Source organism: Serratia sp. CY47444 (genome assembly GCF_052168635.1).
In the GTDB taxonomy this organism is placed as follows: Bacteria; Pseudomonadota; Gammaproteobacteria; order Enterobacterales; family Enterobacteriaceae; genus Serratia; species Serratia bockelmannii.
The window spans coordinates 109,926-124,746 of sequence record NZ_JBJNMH010000011.1; the positions used below are offsets into that span (position 1 = coordinate 109,926).

Sequence of the window (14,821 nt, forward strand, 5' to 3'; positions counted from 1 at the left end):
GATTTCTGTAAAGCTGCGTCATTTTAGTGTGCAGGGCAGGGGGGGTAAATCGAATGTTGTTTAACAGATATTACAGTTTGGCCGCTTTTCGGCGTGACAAATAAAATGGGCCGCAAAAGCGGCCCATTCACAGATGATTTGGCTTACCAAACGTAGGTCACCAGCGCTTCAGGCGCCGCCGTGGCGCTGAAGTCGATCGACATCATCACGCTCAGCGAGGTGATGGCGACGATGGAGAACACGAACAGTTTACGCGCCCAGACGCTGTCGTTTTCGGTCTTGTAACCGCGCAGCGCCATGCCCAGCCACCATACGCTCACCGCCGCAGCGACGATCAGGTACTTGTAGCCGGCATAACCAACCAGGGTCAGCATCAGCGTGGCGATCATAAATGCCAGGATGTAGACCGTGATGTGGTTCTTGGCGACGGAAATGCCTTTCACCACCGGCAGCACCGGAATGTTGGCCGCCTGGTAATCTTTAAAGCGGAAGATAGCGATCGCATAAGAATGCGGCATCTGCCACAGGCTAAAGATAGCCAGCAGGATCAACGCGCCGGCGTCGAACTCGTTGGTCACCGCGCAGTAGCCGATAACCGGCGGCGCGGCGCCCGACAGGCTGCCGATCAGCGTGCCGTAGACCGAGTGGCGTTTCATGTACAGGCTGTAAACGCCGACATAAACCACGAAGCCCATCACCGCCAGCCACATGGCCAGCGGGTTGGCTGCGATATACAGCAACGCAAAGCCCACAATACCCAAAGCGGTCGCATAAACCAGGGTGACACTCGGCGCGATCAGGCCTTTTACCAGCACCCGATTCTTCGTTCTCTCCATTTTCTTGTCGATGTCGCGGTCGATGTAGTTGTTAAACACACAGCCCGACGCGACCACCAACGAGACACCCACCAGGGTGGCGAGAAACAGGGGATAGTCGATGCTCCCTTTGGAAGCGAGCAGGAATCCCCCGACGACAGAAATTAAATTGCCGAAAATAATTCCTGGTTTAGTGACTTGCAGGTATTGCTTAATCATCACGTGCAGCTCAGCTCTTAATCGACCATCATATTGATGTTGAGGTTGTACATAATCCAGAGTGAACCTACAACAACGATACCGATGATCATAGCGGTGAACAGCAATGCCACCAGGTTCCAGCGCTCTTCCGATGAGGTGTTCATGTGCAGGAAGTAAACCAGGTGAACAATCACCTGGATAACCGCCATACCGACAACAACCGCCAGGATGGTGGAATGAGAGGCGGAGCCGTTCATTACCATCGCAAATGGAATTACCGTCAGGATGATCGACAGGATAAAGCCGATCAGGTATGACTTCACGCTGCCGTGGCTTGCGCCGCCGTGAGAGGTTTCATGGGATGAATGGCTCATTACATAACCCCCAGCAGGTAGACAACGGTAAATACGCAGATCCAGACCACGTCCAGGAAGTGCCAGAACAGGCTCAGGCACATCAGGCGGGTTTTGTTGGTCGCGGTCAGGCCGAACTTGCTCACCTGAATCATCAGCACGATGATCCAAATCAGGCCAGAAGTCACGTGCAGACCGTGGGTGCCGACCAGCGCGAAGAAGCTGGACAGGAACGCGCTGCGATCCGGACCGAAGCCTTCGGCGATCAGGTGATGGAATTCATAGATTTCCATCGCCACGAAGCCCAGACCAAACAGGAAGGTCAGGAACAACCAGGTGTTTACACCGCCAACTTTACCTTTGTTCATGGCGATCATCGCCATGCCGTAGGTGATGGAGCTGAACAACAGCAGGAAAGTTTCGACCAGGACAAACTTCAGGTCGAAGATGTCTTTGCCTGAGGGACCGCCAGCGGTCCCGTTCACCAGGACTGCATAAGTCGCGAACAAGCTCGCAAACAAAATACAGTCGCTCATCAGGTAGATCCAGAATCCGAAGACTTTGGTCTCTCCTGCGTCGTGGTGCCCATGCTCTGCATGGGCTGCGTTATGATTGGTCAGAGTTTCAGTTGACATGGTTCACGCCTGCTTTACGGATTTGTTCGTAGTGTTGGTTCTCAATGCGCTCGATTTCATCAACCTGCACATAGTAGTCAACATCGTGATCGAAGCTCTTGCCGATCCAGACAACGATCATACCGATGAAGCCGGCCAGAGCCATCCACCAGATTTCCCAAATCATTGCGAAACCGAATACCAGGCTGAAGAAGGCGATGATAACGCCGGCGCCGGTGTTCTTAGGCATATGAATCGGTTCGTATTTAGCCGGTTTCTTATACGCTTCGCCTTTTTCTTTCATGTCCCAGAACTCATCACGGTCATGGATCTGTGGCACTACGGCAAAGTTATAGAATGGCGGTGGAGACGAGGTTGACCACTCCAGAGTACGAGCACCCCATGGGTCACCGGTCAGATCGCGGTTCTGTTCGCGGTCACGGATACTGACGAAGATCTGGGTCAGCTGGCACAGGATGCCGCAGGCGATCAGCGCCGCACCGCCGGCTGCAACCAGCAGCAGAGGGTGGAACTCAGGGTTGATGTTCTGGCTGATACGACGGGTCATGCCCATAAAGCCCAATGCGTACAGCGGCATGAAGGCGGTGAAGAAGCCGATGATCCAGAACCAGAACGCGCGGATGCCCCATTTTTCGTTCAGCGTGAAGCCGAAGGATTTCGGGAACCAGTAGGTCAGGCCCGCGAAGCAACCGAACACCACGCCGCCGATGATGACGTTGTGGAAGTGAGCGATCAGGAACAGGCTGTTGTGCAGCACGAAGTTCGCGCCCGGTACCGCCAGCAGAACGCCGGTCATACCACCCACGGAGAAGGTGATGATGAAGCCAACGGTCCACAGCATCGCGGAGTTGAGCTTGATACGGCCCTGATACATGGTGAACAGCCAGTTGAAGATTTTCACCCCGGTCGGGATGGAAATGATCATGGTGGCGATACCGAAGAAGGCGTTAACGTTCGCACCGGACCCCATGGTGAAGAAGTGGTGCAGCCAGACGATGAACGACAGAACGGTAATCGCGATGGTTGCCCATACCAGTGAGGTATAGCCGAACAGGCGTTTTCTGGAGAAGGTTGCGGTGACTTCGGAGAACACGCCGAACACCGGCAGAACCAGGATATACACCTCTGGGTGACCCCAGGCCCAAATCAGGTTGATGTACATCATCATGTTGCCGCCCATATCATTGGTGAAGAAATGGGTGCCCAGATAGCGATCCAGGGTCAGCAGCGCGATGGTGACGGTCAGAATTGGGAAAGAAACGATGATCAGGACGTTAGTACACAGTGCCGCCCAGGTGAACACCGGCATCTTCATCAGAGGCATGCCAGGGGCGCGCATCTTCAGAATGGTGGCGAAGAAGTTCACGCCGGTCAGCAGGGTACCCAGACCGGAAATCTGCAGACTCCAGATCCAGTAATCGACCCCGACGCCAGGACTGTACTCTTTACCCGACAGCGGCGGATACGCCAGCCAACCGGTCTGAGCGAACTCACCGACCCCCAGGGAGATGTTGATCAGCACAACGCCCACCACGAAGAACCAGAAGCTCAGGGAGTTCAGGAACGGGAAGGCAACGTCGCGCGCACCGATTTGCAGCGGTACCACGACGTTCATCAGGCCGACTACGAAAGGCATCGCCATGAAGAAGATCATGATAACGCCGTGCGCGGTGAAGATCTGGTCGTAGTGGTGCGGCGGCAGGAACCCGGCTTCGCCGGCGGACGCCAACGCCTGCTGGCTACGCATCATGATGGCGTCGGCGAAGCCGCGCAGCAGCATGACCATCGCCACGACGATGTACATGATACCAATTTTTTTATGGTCGACCGAAGTCAGCCATTCGCTCCACAGCCACTTCCATTTGCCGAAATAGGTCAGCAGCGCCAGCACTGCCAGGCCCCCGACAATAATTGCGGCTACGGTGACCATGATGATCGGTTCGTGGTACGGAACCGCATCAAGTGTTAATTTTCCCAACATCAGTTATTCCTCGGCTCCGGCGTGAGCAGCATGTTCACCCATGTCCATACCTTGGCTCATGTCCATGCCTTCGTGCGCGCCAGCGCCCTTGTGCATATCCATGTCGCCCATGAATTTGGCAATTGTTTCTTTGAACAAATTCGGTTTGACAGCGGCAAAGTACTCAACCGGGTTGTTTTCACTCGGCTCTGCCAGTTTGTTAAAGTCGTCGGTGGTGTTCAGGTTTTTAGACGATGCCTTCACCTTGGCCACCCACTGATCGAAGTCGCCTTCGGTCGGGGTAACGATCGCGGTGAATTTCATACCGGAGAAGCCTGCGCCGCTGTAGCTGCTGGAGATGCCCTTGTAGGCACCGGCTTCGTTGCCGATCAGGTGCAGTTTGGTCTGCATGCCGGCCATCGCATAAATCTGTCCACCCAACTGCGGGATAAAGAACGAGTTCATTACCGAGTTAGAGGTGATCTTGAATTCGACTGGAACATCTTTCGGGAAAGCCAGCTCATTAACCGTCGCAATGCCTTGTTCCGGGTAGATGAACAGCCATTTCCAGTCGAGCGACACCACTTCGATCGTCATCGGCTTCTTGTCGGTGACAATCGGCTTGAACGGGTCGAGTTCGTGGGTAGTCTTCCAGGTAATGGTGCCAAGGATGGCGATGATAATGATAGGAATGGTCCAGACGACCGCTTCGATCTTGTTGGAGTGGGCCCAGTTCGGACTGTACTTGGCGTCTTTGTTGGAAGCGCGATACTTCCAGGCAAAGGCGAACGCCATGAAGATAACTGGCACCACCACGATCAACATCAACGCGATTGCAGTGATAATCAGTGTCCGTTGCTCAACACCAATTGCTCCTTTGGGATTCATCAAAACCATATCGCAACCACTGAGCAATACAGTGGCTGCGATTAATGACAGCATCCCAATACTTTTATTGTATTTCTTAAGTCTCATCTAACGACCTCAATAACAAAGGCTCAATTGTCGTTTCATGTGTGCGGGCATTTTACGGGAAGGTTGCAGTACTGTAAACATGCTTAAGGGAGTGTCAGCGGCTTGTTGACACTTTCTGTTAAGGGGGTCACAGATGTAACCCTGCGTGACAATTTACTAATGACAACAACGCGTTGGCACGCTGAATCGTGACGAGCAGCCCGTATGTTAAGGAAAACTAAAGGTATGATGAATTTGGCGAAGAAATGCGCGGCGGGGAAATACGCAGAAAAGGTTTGTTTAATGTAAAATAATTGTGTCTTAAAGGTGAATTTAATTTTATTTCCGAGCGCCGCAGTCGGATAAAAAAATAATTTCCGCGCCGATTATCTTTTTTTAGCGAAATAAATATACCCTCGGATCGCTTTTTTTTCGGCCGGCGAAATCGCCGGCCGGTCAGGTTATGCCAAACGGGTGCGGCGCAACGCCAGGTAATCCAGCGTGCTACCCATTGCGACGCCGAGCAGGCTCAGCGCGGCGCCGACTTGCAGCAGCCGATCGGCCAACAGCGGTGCCTGTGCCCAGTCCAGCGCATTGGCGATCAGCAACAGCAACCACAGACCCAGCAACGAACAGCCTAGCGTCAGCAAGCGCAGAGCCCAACGGTAAGATTCTGAAAACTCGGTGCGCGGCATAAAGTCGCCATGCTGCTGGGTGTGTTCCAGCGTCTGGCGGCAGATGCCGAGCAACAGCAAGCCCGGCAGGGCGGCGGCGATCGAGAACAGATAGAACAGCGGCCAACCATGGGCTTCGACGAACCAGCCGGCGATCGGGCCGACATAGACGCGTCCTACGGCGGACAACGCCGACAGCAGCGCGAACTGAGTGGCGGAGAACGAGCGGTTGCACAGCGTCATCAGCAGTGCCACGAAGGCCGCGGTGCCCATGCCGCCACACAGGTTTTCGAGGAAGATGGCGCTGCCCATGGTGAGCAGACTCTTGTCGGTCACCGCCAGGATCCAATACCCGAGGTTGGAGACTGCCTGCAGGACGCCGAACAGCATCAGCGCACGGAACAGGCTGAGACGCTGCATCAGCACACCGCCGAACAGGGCGCCGACGATGGTAGCGAACAGGCCGAGGGTTTTGTTCACCAACCCGACTTCACCGGCGTCGAACCCCACACCGCGGATCAGGAACGTGGTGCTTAGGCTGCCGGCGAAGGCGTCGCCCATTTTGTACATCACGATCAGCAGCAGGATCAGCCAGGCGTTGTTGCGGCCGAAGAAATCGCGCAGCGGCGCGACGACCGCCTGTTCCATAGTGCGCGGCGCCGGGATGCTTTCATCCGGCTCCGGCGCCAGCAGCGTGGCCGCCACGCCGATCAGCATCAACCCGGCCATCAGCCAGTAGGTGGCTTGCCAGCCGAAATAGCGATCCGCCAGCCACAGCGCCAGGCCGCCGGAAACCAGCATCGCCAGCCGATAACCCAGTACCGATATCGCCGCACCCGTGCCGCGCTCTTCGGCTTTCAGCAGGTCGGTTTTATAAGCGTCGAACACGATATCTTGCGAGGCGGAGCAGAACGCCACCAGCACCGCCAACGCCGCCAGCCACCACAGGTGCTGCGCGGGTTGCATGAAGCCCATCGCCACGATCGCGACCACCAGCAGTAACTGGCTGATCAGCAGCCAACCGCGGCGCCGTCCAAGGAACGGCGGGGTATAGCGGTCCATGAACGGCGACCAGAGGAATTTGAAGACGTAGGCCTGGCCCACCAGCGAGAAAATGCCGATGGTCTTCAGATCGATGTTTTCAACGGTCATCCAGGCTTGCAGCGTGCCGGAGGTCAATGCCAGCGGCAGACCCGACGCGAAGCCCAGCAGCAGCAGAATGGCGGAGTTACGCTGGGTGAAGATGTTCAGATAGTGTTTCGACATGAGTTCCCTGTCTGCGCCGCCCGATCCGCCGGGCGGCGCAAGGTGCGGTGATTAGCGCGCGTTTTGCTTGATGAAATCGTTGACGCTGGTGTCCTGTGCCATGTCGGCGATCACGTCGCCCAGCACGGAGTTGACGGCGTCGGTGATCTTCTCGTTGGTCGCCGTGAAGGCGCCCTGCACGTTATAGGTCGAGCGGTAATTCTTCACCTGCTTGTTGCCGTTCTTCGCCTGGGCGATGATCGAGATGTCGGCTTTGGTGGTGATGTTGTAGCGCAGGTTGCCTTCGGAGACGTCCGCGTACAGGTTATTGACGACAATCTGCAGCGCCACCGGGCCGTCGGCGCCGATCATGTAGCCGCGTGCGCCCATCTGTTTCTCCAGCACTTCCTGCAGCAGGAAACGCAGATCGCGCGATGGCGTCAGCGTGACCAGCTGGCCGTCGCGGTTTACCTTGGCCAGCGCCTGGTCGGTACGCTGATCCGCACCGTTGATGCTGACGGTGATGCCCTGCAGGGTAGGATCCTGCTGCGGCAGAACGATTTTCGGCGTGACGTTCAGGGTGTTGCTGCTGGTTGCGCAGCCGGCCAGCAGCAGGGCGGCCAGCAAAGGAAGACAAAGTTTCTTTAACATGTTTTCTGTCTCATTCTCGATGGATTTAGCAATAATCAGAGTGGGATAGCCGACAACAAATTGCCGACATCATAGCATCGCCGCCGTGCGGTGGAAGCGCGGAAGGCGCCAGAGTGACAAATTTTTACCTGCCGTTGATAAAAACACGCTTTTTTGTCCCGCTCAATCGGATAATCCCCCAAGCGACGGGGATAGCGCTCATCATTTGACCGCAGAAAAGAGAAATTTGTCCCTGCGATGGTCTAAACGGGGGAAAACCGGCTAATATTGAACTAGATGGGCACGGTCCTCTGCCGGTGTTGTAAGGAGATCCTATGATTCGCGAGCAAATAGAAGCAAAGTTAAGGGCGGCGTTTGAGCCCGCGTATCTGGAAGTCGTTGATGAAAGCTATCGTCATAACGTTCCGGCGGGTTCAGAAAGCCATTTCAAAGTGGTATTGGTCAGCGATCGCTTCGTCGGCGAACGTTTTTTGACGCGTCACCGCTCCATCTACGGGGTATTGTCGGAAGAGTTGGCCGATGGCGTACACGCGCTGGCGCTGCACACCTATACGCTCAAGGAGTGGGAAGGGTTGCAGGATACCGTGCCGGCCTCGCCGCCGTGCCGCGGCGCTGGGACGCTGGCCTGAGGGGGAAATTTTCAGGTATCAGTGGAACTTTGCCCTTGAATTAGGGTATTACTACTGACGAATTTTGAAACGGCCTGCGGGCCGTTTCTGTTTTTGACGACGACACGGCCGACGCGCAATGTGGCCAACGTTCGGTCTGTTTTGGCGGCCTTTTGGCGATCGAATCGGCAAAAGTGTGAGTTTTAGCGCGCCTGCGCCGCCTAGCTTTCCTCGACTCGCCACGCATGCGCCGCTATAATGTCGCGTCTTATTTTTCCGGAATGGTTTCGGGACGCTTCTGTCATCAGGGAACTCGGTTCTTATCTGTAGCCGTCCTGGTTCTTGGAACGGAGTTGACCGAGCACTGTGATTTTTTTGAGGTAACAAGATGCAAGTTTCAGTAGAAACCACTCAAGGCCTTGGGCGCCGTCTCTCTATTACTGTACCGGCTGATACTATCAAGCAGGCGGTGAAGAAAGAGCTGATCAACGCAGCGAAAAGCGTGCGTATCGACGGCTTCCGCAAAGGCAAAGTGCCGATGAACATCGTGGAACAGCGTTACGGCGCTTCTGTTCGTCAGGACGTGCTGGGCGAAGCGATGCAGCGCAGCTTCGTTGATGCGATCATCAAAGAAAAGATTAATCCGGCCGGCGCACCAAACTACGTGCCGGGCGAGTACAAAGAAGGTGAAGACTTCACTTTCGCCGTTGAATTCGAAGTGTATCCAGAAGTTGAGCTGAAAGGCCTGGAAAACATCGAAGTTGAAAAACCTGTGGTCGAAGTGAACGACGAAGACGTCGACGCGATGCTGGACACCCTGCGCAAGCAGCAGGCGACCTGGAAAGAAACCGATCGCGCAGCGGAAGCTGAAGATCGCGTGACCGTTGACTTCACCGGTTCTATCGACGGTGAAGAGTTCGAAGGCGGCAAAGCGTCTGACTTCGTGCTGGCAATGGGCCAGGGCCGCATGATCCCAGGCTTCGAAGAAGGTCTGGTCGGTCACAAGGCGGGCGAAGAGTTCTCCATCGACGTGAACTTCCCGGAAGATTACCACGCGGAAAACCTGAAGGGCAAAGCGGCCAAATTCGCTATCGTGCTGAAGAAAGTTGAAGAGCGCGAACTGCCGGAACTGACCGAAGAGTTCATCAAACGTTTCGGCGTGGCGGACGGTTCCGTTGCCGGTCTGCGCACCGAAGTTCGCAAGAACATGGAGCGCGAGCTGAAAGGCGCCGTGCGTAACCGCATCAAGTCTCAGGCGATCGATGGCCTGGTGAGCGCGAACGAAATTGACGTGCCTGCTGCCCTGATCGACGGCGAAATCGACGTACTGCGTCGTCAGGCTGCACAGCGTTTCGGCGGCAACGAGAAGCAAGCGCTGGAACTGCCACGCGAGCTGTTCGAAGAGCAAGCGAAACGCCGCGTAGTGGTTGGCCTGCTGCTGGGCGAAGTGATCAGCACCAACGATCTGAAAGCTGACGAAGACCGCGTGAAGACGCTGATCGAAGAAATGGCTTCTGCCTACGAAGATCCAAGCGAAGTCATCGAGTTCTACAGCAAAAACAAAGAGCTGATGAACAACATGCGCAACGTGGCTCTGGAAGAGCAAGCGGTTGAAGCCCTGCTGGCAAAAGCGAAAGTGACAGAAAAAGCCACTACCTTCAGCGAGCTGATGAACCAGACTCAACAGGCGTAATGCCGGCGTGCCGGGCGCAATGAACGGCGCCCCCGGTTTCGCCTGGCGAACCGGCGCACGATGAAAAAGCCCGCAACCTCAGGTTGCGGGCTTTTCTTTTTGCCACGTTGCTGATTAATCTCAGGTTAAACGGGGCAATATGCACTATATTTACCCTGTTGCCTGGGGAACTGGCTGGCATGATAACGGTCAGATTAACGGCATCGTTTTCGGCGCGCGGAGAAAATCGGCCTCTGGGCTTGAAATCGCGCCGGGCTCCCCCAATCTGTAAAGAATAATTCTGGGGCTGTTTGCCAAAGTGCGCGGGATGAAATAACCGTCGGGTACGTGTGGCGCGGGTCGAATGCTTGAGCATAGTCATCATGGCCGTTCTCAAGTAGAATCGGCGTATTAGGGTGACACCCTGGCCGCCAAGGCAATTTCTATTAGGAGACGGTAATGTCATACAGTGGCGAACGAGATCAATTTGCACCGAACATGGCGCTGGTGCCGATGGTGGTAGAGCAAACTTCACGCGGGGAGCGTTCTTACGACATCTATTCCCGCCTGCTGAAAGAGCGCATCATTTTCCTGACCGGCCAGGTGGAAGATCACATGGCCAACCTGATCGTGGCGCAAATGCTGTTCCTCGAAGCGGAAAGCCCGGAAAAAGACATTTACCTCTACATCAACTCGCCGGGTGGGGTAATTACCGCGGGCATGTCGATTTACGACACCATGAAGTTCATCAAGCCGGACGTCAGCACCATCTGTATGGGCCAGGCGTGCTCGATGGGCTCCTTCCTGCTGACCGCCGGCGCCAAAGGCAAGCGTTTCTGCCTGCCGAACTCGCGCGTGATGATTCACCAGCCGCTGGGCGGCTACCAGGGCCAGGCGACGGACATCGAAATCCACGCGCGTGAAATCCTCAAGGTGAAAGCGCGCATGAACGAACTGATGGCCGAGCATACTGGCCAGCCGCTGGAGCAGATCGAACGCGACACCGAGCGCGATCGCTTTATGACCGCGGAAGAAGCCGTGGAATACGGCCTGGTTGACGGCATTCTGACACACCGCAGCTAGAACCACGCGGCGCCGATGGACTATAGTAATCAGAGTGGGCAGGGGCTCGCTCTCTTGTAGCCCCTCGGCGTTCCCGATATGAGTTTGGGCGCACTGCCGCCGTGATTTTCCTGCGGGACAAGACTAAAGAAGAGGTTTGACTGATGACAGATAAGCGCAAAGACGGTTCAGGAAAGCTGCTGTACTGCTCTTTTTGCGGCAAAAGCCAGCATGAAGTGCGTAAGCTGATTGCCGGGCCGTCAGTGTATATCTGCGATGAATGTGTCGATCTGTGTAACGACATTATTCGCGAAGAGATTAAAGAAGTTGCCCCGCATCGTGAGCGCAGTGCGCTGCCGACGCCGCACGAGATCCGCCACCACCTGGATGACTACGTCATCGGCCAGGAGCAGGCGAAGAAAGTGCTGGCGGTTGCGGTGTACAACCACTACAAACGCCTGCGCAACGGCGATACCAGCAACGGTATCGAGTTGGGCAAGAGCAACATCTTGCTGATCGGCCCGACCGGCAGCGGTAAAACCCTGCTGGCGGAAACGCTGGCGCGTTTCCTGGACGTGCCGTTCACCATGGCCGACGCCACCACGCTGACCGAAGCTGGTTACGTGGGCGAGGACGTGGAAAATATTATCCAGAAGCTGTTGCAAAAATGTGACTATGACGTGCAAAAAGCGCAGCGCGGCATCGTTTATATCGATGAAATCGATAAGATTTCCCGCAAGTCCGACAACCCGTCGATCACGCGTGACGTCTCGGGTGAAGGCGTGCAGCAGGCGCTGCTGAAGCTGATTGAAGGCACCATCGCCGCGGTTCCGCCGCAGGGCGGGCGCAAGCATCCGCAGCAGGAGTTCCTGCAGGTCGATACCTCCAAGATCCTGTTTATCTGCGGCGGCGCATTCGCCGGCCTGGATAAGGTGATCGGTCAGCGCGTCAACACCGGCTCCGGCATCGGCTTCGGCGCGACCGTCAAGGGCGAGTCCGAGAAGGCGACCGAAGGCGAACTGCTGCTGCAGGCCGAACCGGAAGATCTGATCAAATTCGGGCTGATCCCTGAGTTCATCGGCCGTTTGCCAGTCGTGGCGACCCTGAGCGAACTGAGCGAAGACGCGCTGATTCAGATCCTGAAAGAGCCGAAGAACGCCCTGACCAAGCAGTATCAGGCGCTGTTCAACCTGGAAGGCGTGGAGCTGGAGTTCCGTGACGAAGCGCTGAACGCCATTGCCAAGAAAGCCATGGCGCGCAAAACCGGCGCCCGCGGCCTGCGTTCCATCGTGGAAGGTGCGCTGCTCGACACCATGTACGATCTGCCGTCGATGGACAGCGTAGACAAAGTGGTGATCGACGAGTCGGTGATCGCCGGCCAATCCAAGCCGCTGCTGATTTACGGCAAGCCGGAAGCCCAGGCATCTGGCGAATAATTAGCCAGTCAAACCAGAGCGTTATCAGCAAAATGGGGGATTTCATCCCCCATTTCTTTTTCCTGCATTCTTGCCGTTGAATGTAAGAGATTCATCCCCATATACTCATTAACCAGATTTTATGAAACGTTAGATGCTTGCGTCTCATGAGATTCCCCCTCAACCTGGCGGAAATTAAACTAAGAGAGAGCTCTATGAACCCTGAGCGTTCCGAACGCATTGAAATCCCCGTCCTGCCATTGCGCGACGTGGTGGTTTATCCGCACATGGTGATCCCGTTATTTGTTGGCCGGGAAAAATCGATTCGGTGCCTCGAAGCCGCAATGGATCACGATAAGAAGATCATGCTGGTGGCACAGAAAGAGGCCTCAACGGATGAACCTGGCATTAACGACTTGTTCTCGGTTGGCACCGTAGCGTCGATCCTGCAGATGCTGAAGCTGCCGGACGGCACGGTAAAAGTGCTGGTCGAGGGGCTGCAGCGCGCGCGCATCACTACGCTGTCCGACAGCGGTGAGCATTTCGCCGCGCAGGCGGAATACCTGGAGTCGCCATCGATCGACGAGCGCGAGCAGGAAGTGCTGGTGCGCACCGCGATCAATCAGTTTGAAGGCTATATCAAGCTGAACAAAAAAATCCCGCCGGAGGTGCTGACCTCACTGAACAGCATCGACGACGCCGCGCGCCTGGCGGACACCATCGCTGCCCACATGCCGCTGAAACTCAGCGACAAGCAGTCGGTGCTCGAGATGTCCGACATCACCGAGCGTCTGGAATACCTGATGGCGATGATGGAATCGGAGATCGACCTGCTGCAGGTTGAGAAACGTATCCGCAACCGCGTCAAGAAGCAGATGGAGAAGAGCCAGCGCGAGTACTATCTGAATGAGCAGATGAAGGCGATTCAGAAAGAACTGGGCGAAATGGACGACGCGCCGGACGAGCACGAAGCGCTGAAGCGCAAGATCGATGCGGCGAAAATGCCGAAAGAGGCGCGCGAGAAAACCGAAGCGGAACTGCAAAAGCTGAAGATGATGTCGCCGATGTCGGCGGAAGCGACCGTGGTGCGCGGCTACATCGACTGGATGCTGCAGGTGCCGTGGAATGCGCGCAGCAAGGTGAAAAAAGACCTGAACAAGGCGCAGGAAGTGCTCGATACCGATCACTACGGCCTTGAGCGCGTCAAGGATCGCATCCTCGAGTACCTCGCGGTTCAGAGCCGCGTCAGCAAAATCAAGGGGCCGATCCTGTGTCTGGTGGGGCCACCGGGCGTGGGTAAAACCTCACTGGGGCAGTCGATCGCCAAAGCGACCGGTCGCCAGTACGTGCGCATGGCGCTGGGCGGCGTGCGTGACGAAGCGGAAATCCGCGGTCACCGTCGTACCTACATCGGTTCGATGCCAGGCAAACTGATCCAGAAGATGGCTAAGGTTGGGGTGAAGAACCCGCTGTTCCTGCTGGATGAGATCGACAAGATGTCTTCCGACATGCGCGGCGATCCGGCTTCCGCTCTGCTGGAGGTGCTGGATCCGGAACAGAACGTGGCGTTCAACGACCACTACCTGGAAGTCGATTACGATCTGTCCGACGTGATGTTCGTTGCCACCTCTAACTCGATGAACATTCCTGCGCCGCTGCTGGACCGTATGGAAGTGATCCGCCTGTCGGGTTACACCGAGGACGAGAAGCTCAACATCGCCAAGCAGCACCTGCTGCCGAAGCAGCTTGAGCGCAACGCGCTGAAAAAAGGCGAACTGACGGTCGACGACAGCGCCATCATCGGCATCATTCGCTTCTACACCCGCGAAGCCGGGGTGCGTAGCCTGGAGCGTGAAATCTCCAAGCTGTGCCGTAAAGCGGTGAAAACGTTGCTGATGGACAAGAAGCTCAAGCATATCGAGATCAACGGCGACAACCTGAAGGATTACCTGGGCGTGCAGCGCGTCGATTACGGCCGTGCGGATACCGAAAACCGCGTGGGCGAAGTCACCGGGCTGGCGTGGACGGAAGTGGGCGGCGATCTGCTGACCATCGAAACCGCCTGCGTGCCGGGCAAAGGCAAGCTGACCTACACCGGTTCCCTGGGTGAGGTGATGCAGGAATCGATTCAGGCGGCGCTGACCGTGGTGCGTGCGCGCGCGGAGAAATTGGGCATCAACGCCGATTTCTACGAGAAACGCGACATCCACGTGCACGTGCCTGAAGGGGCGACGCCGAAAGACGGCCCGAGCGCCGGTATCGCGATGTGCACCGCGCTCGTCTCCTGCCTGACCGGCAACCCGGTACGCGCCGATGTGGCGATGACCGGCGAGATCACGCTGCGTGGTCAGGTGTTGCCGATCGGCGGCCTGAAAGAGAAGCTGTTGGCGGCGCATCGCGGCGGCATCAAAACCGTGCTGATCCCTTACGAGAACAAGCGCGATTTGGAAGAGATCCCGGACAATGTTATCGCCGATCTGGAGATTCATCCGGTGCAGCGAATCGATGAAGTTTTGAACATTGCGTTGCAAAACCCGGCCTTCGGCGCACTGCCGGTAGCGGCAAAATAGTGACGA

At 56.3% G+C, this 14,821-nt stretch carries 12 protein-coding genes; 5 read left to right on the forward strand and 7 right to left on the reverse strand.

Annotation, left to right across the window (positions count from 1 at the left end; genetic code table 11):
* Positions 1–143: 143 nt before the first annotated feature.
* The 7 genes from cyoE to ACJ8IL_RS15575 all read right to left on the reverse strand — a co-directional run bounded on the left by cyoE (position 144) and on the right by ACJ8IL_RS15575 (position 7,488).
* Entirely contained in the window at positions 144–1,034 is an 891-nt protein-coding gene (gene cyoE / locus ACJ8IL_RS15545) for a heme o synthase (protein WP_025301761.1), read from the reverse strand.
* Between the two features lie 17 nt (positions 1,035–1,051).
* Positions 1,052–1,390 carry a cytochrome o ubiquinol oxidase subunit IV gene (locus ACJ8IL_RS15550; protein ID WP_016928864.1) on the reverse strand — a complete coding sequence of 113 codons (339 nt, stop codon included), beginning with the start codon at positions 1,388–1,390 and terminating at the stop codon, positions 1,052–1,054.
* Positions 1,390–2,004: a cytochrome o ubiquinol oxidase subunit III gene (locus ACJ8IL_RS15555; RefSeq protein WP_004940367.1), complete on the reverse strand. Its 615-nt coding sequence runs from the start codon at positions 2,002–2,004 to the stop codon at positions 1,390–1,392. The genes ACJ8IL_RS15550 and ACJ8IL_RS15555 overlap by 1 nt, the downstream gene beginning before the upstream one ends.
* A complete protein-coding gene (gene cyoB / locus ACJ8IL_RS15560; RefSeq protein ID WP_025301762.1) occupies positions 1,994–3,985 on the reverse strand; it encodes a cytochrome o ubiquinol oxidase subunit I in 1,992 nt (663 codons plus the stop codon). The genes ACJ8IL_RS15555 and cyoB overlap by 11 nt, the downstream gene beginning before the upstream one ends.
* 3 nt (positions 3,986–3,988) lie before the next feature.
* A complete protein-coding gene (cyoA, locus tag ACJ8IL_RS15565) occupies positions 3,989–4,939 on the reverse strand; it encodes a cytochrome o ubiquinol oxidase subunit II (RefSeq protein ID WP_025301763.1) in 951 nt (316 codons plus the stop codon).
* A gap of 440 nt (positions 4,940–5,379) precedes the next feature.
* Positions 5,380–6,858: a muropeptide MFS transporter AmpG gene (gene ampG, locus ACJ8IL_RS15570; protein ID WP_025301764.1), complete on the reverse strand. Its 1,479-nt coding sequence runs from the start codon at positions 6,856–6,858 to the stop codon at positions 5,380–5,382.
* 51 nt (positions 6,859–6,909) lie between these two features.
* On the reverse strand, positions 6,910–7,488 hold the full coding sequence (locus ACJ8IL_RS15575; RefSeq protein WP_033634001.1) for a lipoprotein: 579 nt from the start codon (positions 7,486–7,488) through the stop codon (positions 6,910–6,912).
* A 314-nt stretch (positions 7,489–7,802) separates the two neighbouring features.
* On the opposite strand from ACJ8IL_RS15575, the gene bolA reads away from it, so the two are divergent.
* The 5 genes from bolA (at position 7,803) to lon (ending at position 14,815) form a co-directional block, all read left to right on the forward strand.
* Entirely contained in the window at positions 7,803–8,117 is a 315-nt protein-coding gene (gene bolA / locus ACJ8IL_RS15580) for a transcriptional regulator BolA (protein WP_004940361.1), read from the forward strand.
* 367 nt (positions 8,118–8,484) lie between these two features.
* Complete coding sequence (tig, locus tag ACJ8IL_RS15585) at positions 8,485–9,789, forward strand: trigger factor (protein ID WP_004940358.1); 1,305 nt, start codon at positions 8,485–8,487, stop codon at positions 9,787–9,789.
* Positions 9,790–10,227: 438 nt separating this feature from the next.
* Positions 10,228–10,851, forward strand: a complete 624-nt coding sequence (gene clpP, locus ACJ8IL_RS15590; protein WP_004940356.1) for an ATP-dependent Clp endopeptidase proteolytic subunit ClpP — start codon at positions 10,228–10,230, stop codon at positions 10,849–10,851.
* A gap of 143 nt (positions 10,852–10,994) precedes the next feature.
* Positions 10,995–12,266, forward strand: coding sequence for an ATP-dependent protease ATP-binding subunit ClpX (clpX, locus tag ACJ8IL_RS15595; RefSeq protein WP_004940354.1), 1,272 nt, complete (start codon positions 10,995–10,997; stop codon positions 12,264–12,266).
* Positions 12,267–12,460: 194 nt separating this feature from the next.
* Positions 12,461–14,815 (forward strand): endopeptidase La, encoded by a 2,355-nt coding sequence (gene lon / locus ACJ8IL_RS15600; RefSeq protein ID WP_025301766.1) that lies wholly within the window; start codon positions 12,461–12,463, stop codon positions 14,813–14,815.
* The last annotated feature ends 6 nt before the right edge of the window (positions 14,816–14,821 follow it).

Coding starts and splice junctions, on each gene's coding strand:
- cyoB (WP_025301762.1), bottom strand. CDS start 3,985: ATGTTGGGAAAATTAACACTTGATGCGGTTCCGTACCACGAACCGATC.
- bolA (WP_004940361.1), top strand. CDS start 7,803: ATGATTCGCGAGCAAATAGAAGCAAAGTTAAGGGCGGCGTTTGAGCCC.
- ampG (WP_025301764.1), bottom strand. CDS start 6,858: ATGTCGAAACACTATCTGAACATCTTCACCCAGCGTAACTCCGCCATT.
- ACJ8IL_RS15550 (WP_016928864.1), bottom strand. CDS start 1,390: ATGAGCCATTCATCCCATGAAACCTCTCACGGCGGCGCAAGCCACGGC.
- cyoA (WP_025301763.1), bottom strand. CDS start 4,939: ATGAGACTTAAGAAATACAATAAAAGTATTGGGATGCTGTCATTAATC.
- ACJ8IL_RS15575 (WP_033634001.1), bottom strand. CDS start 7,488: ATGTTAAAGAAACTTTGTCTTCCTTTGCTGGCCGCCCTGCTGCTGGCC.
- ACJ8IL_RS15555 (WP_004940367.1), bottom strand. CDS start 2,004: ATGTCAACTGAAACTCTGACCAATCATAACGCAGCCCATGCAGAGCAT.
- tig (WP_004940358.1), top strand. CDS start 8,485: ATGCAAGTTTCAGTAGAAACCACTCAAGGCCTTGGGCGCCGTCTCTCT.
- clpP (WP_004940356.1), top strand. CDS start 10,228: ATGTCATACAGTGGCGAACGAGATCAATTTGCACCGAACATGGCGCTG.
- cyoE (WP_025301761.1), bottom strand. CDS start 1,034: ATGATTAAGCAATACCTGCAAGTCACTAAACCAGGAATTATTTTCGGC.
- lon (WP_025301766.1), top strand. CDS start 12,461: ATGAACCCTGAGCGTTCCGAACGCATTGAAATCCCCGTCCTGCCATTG.
- clpX (WP_004940354.1), top strand. CDS start 10,995: ATGACAGATAAGCGCAAAGACGGTTCAGGAAAGCTGCTGTACTGCTCT.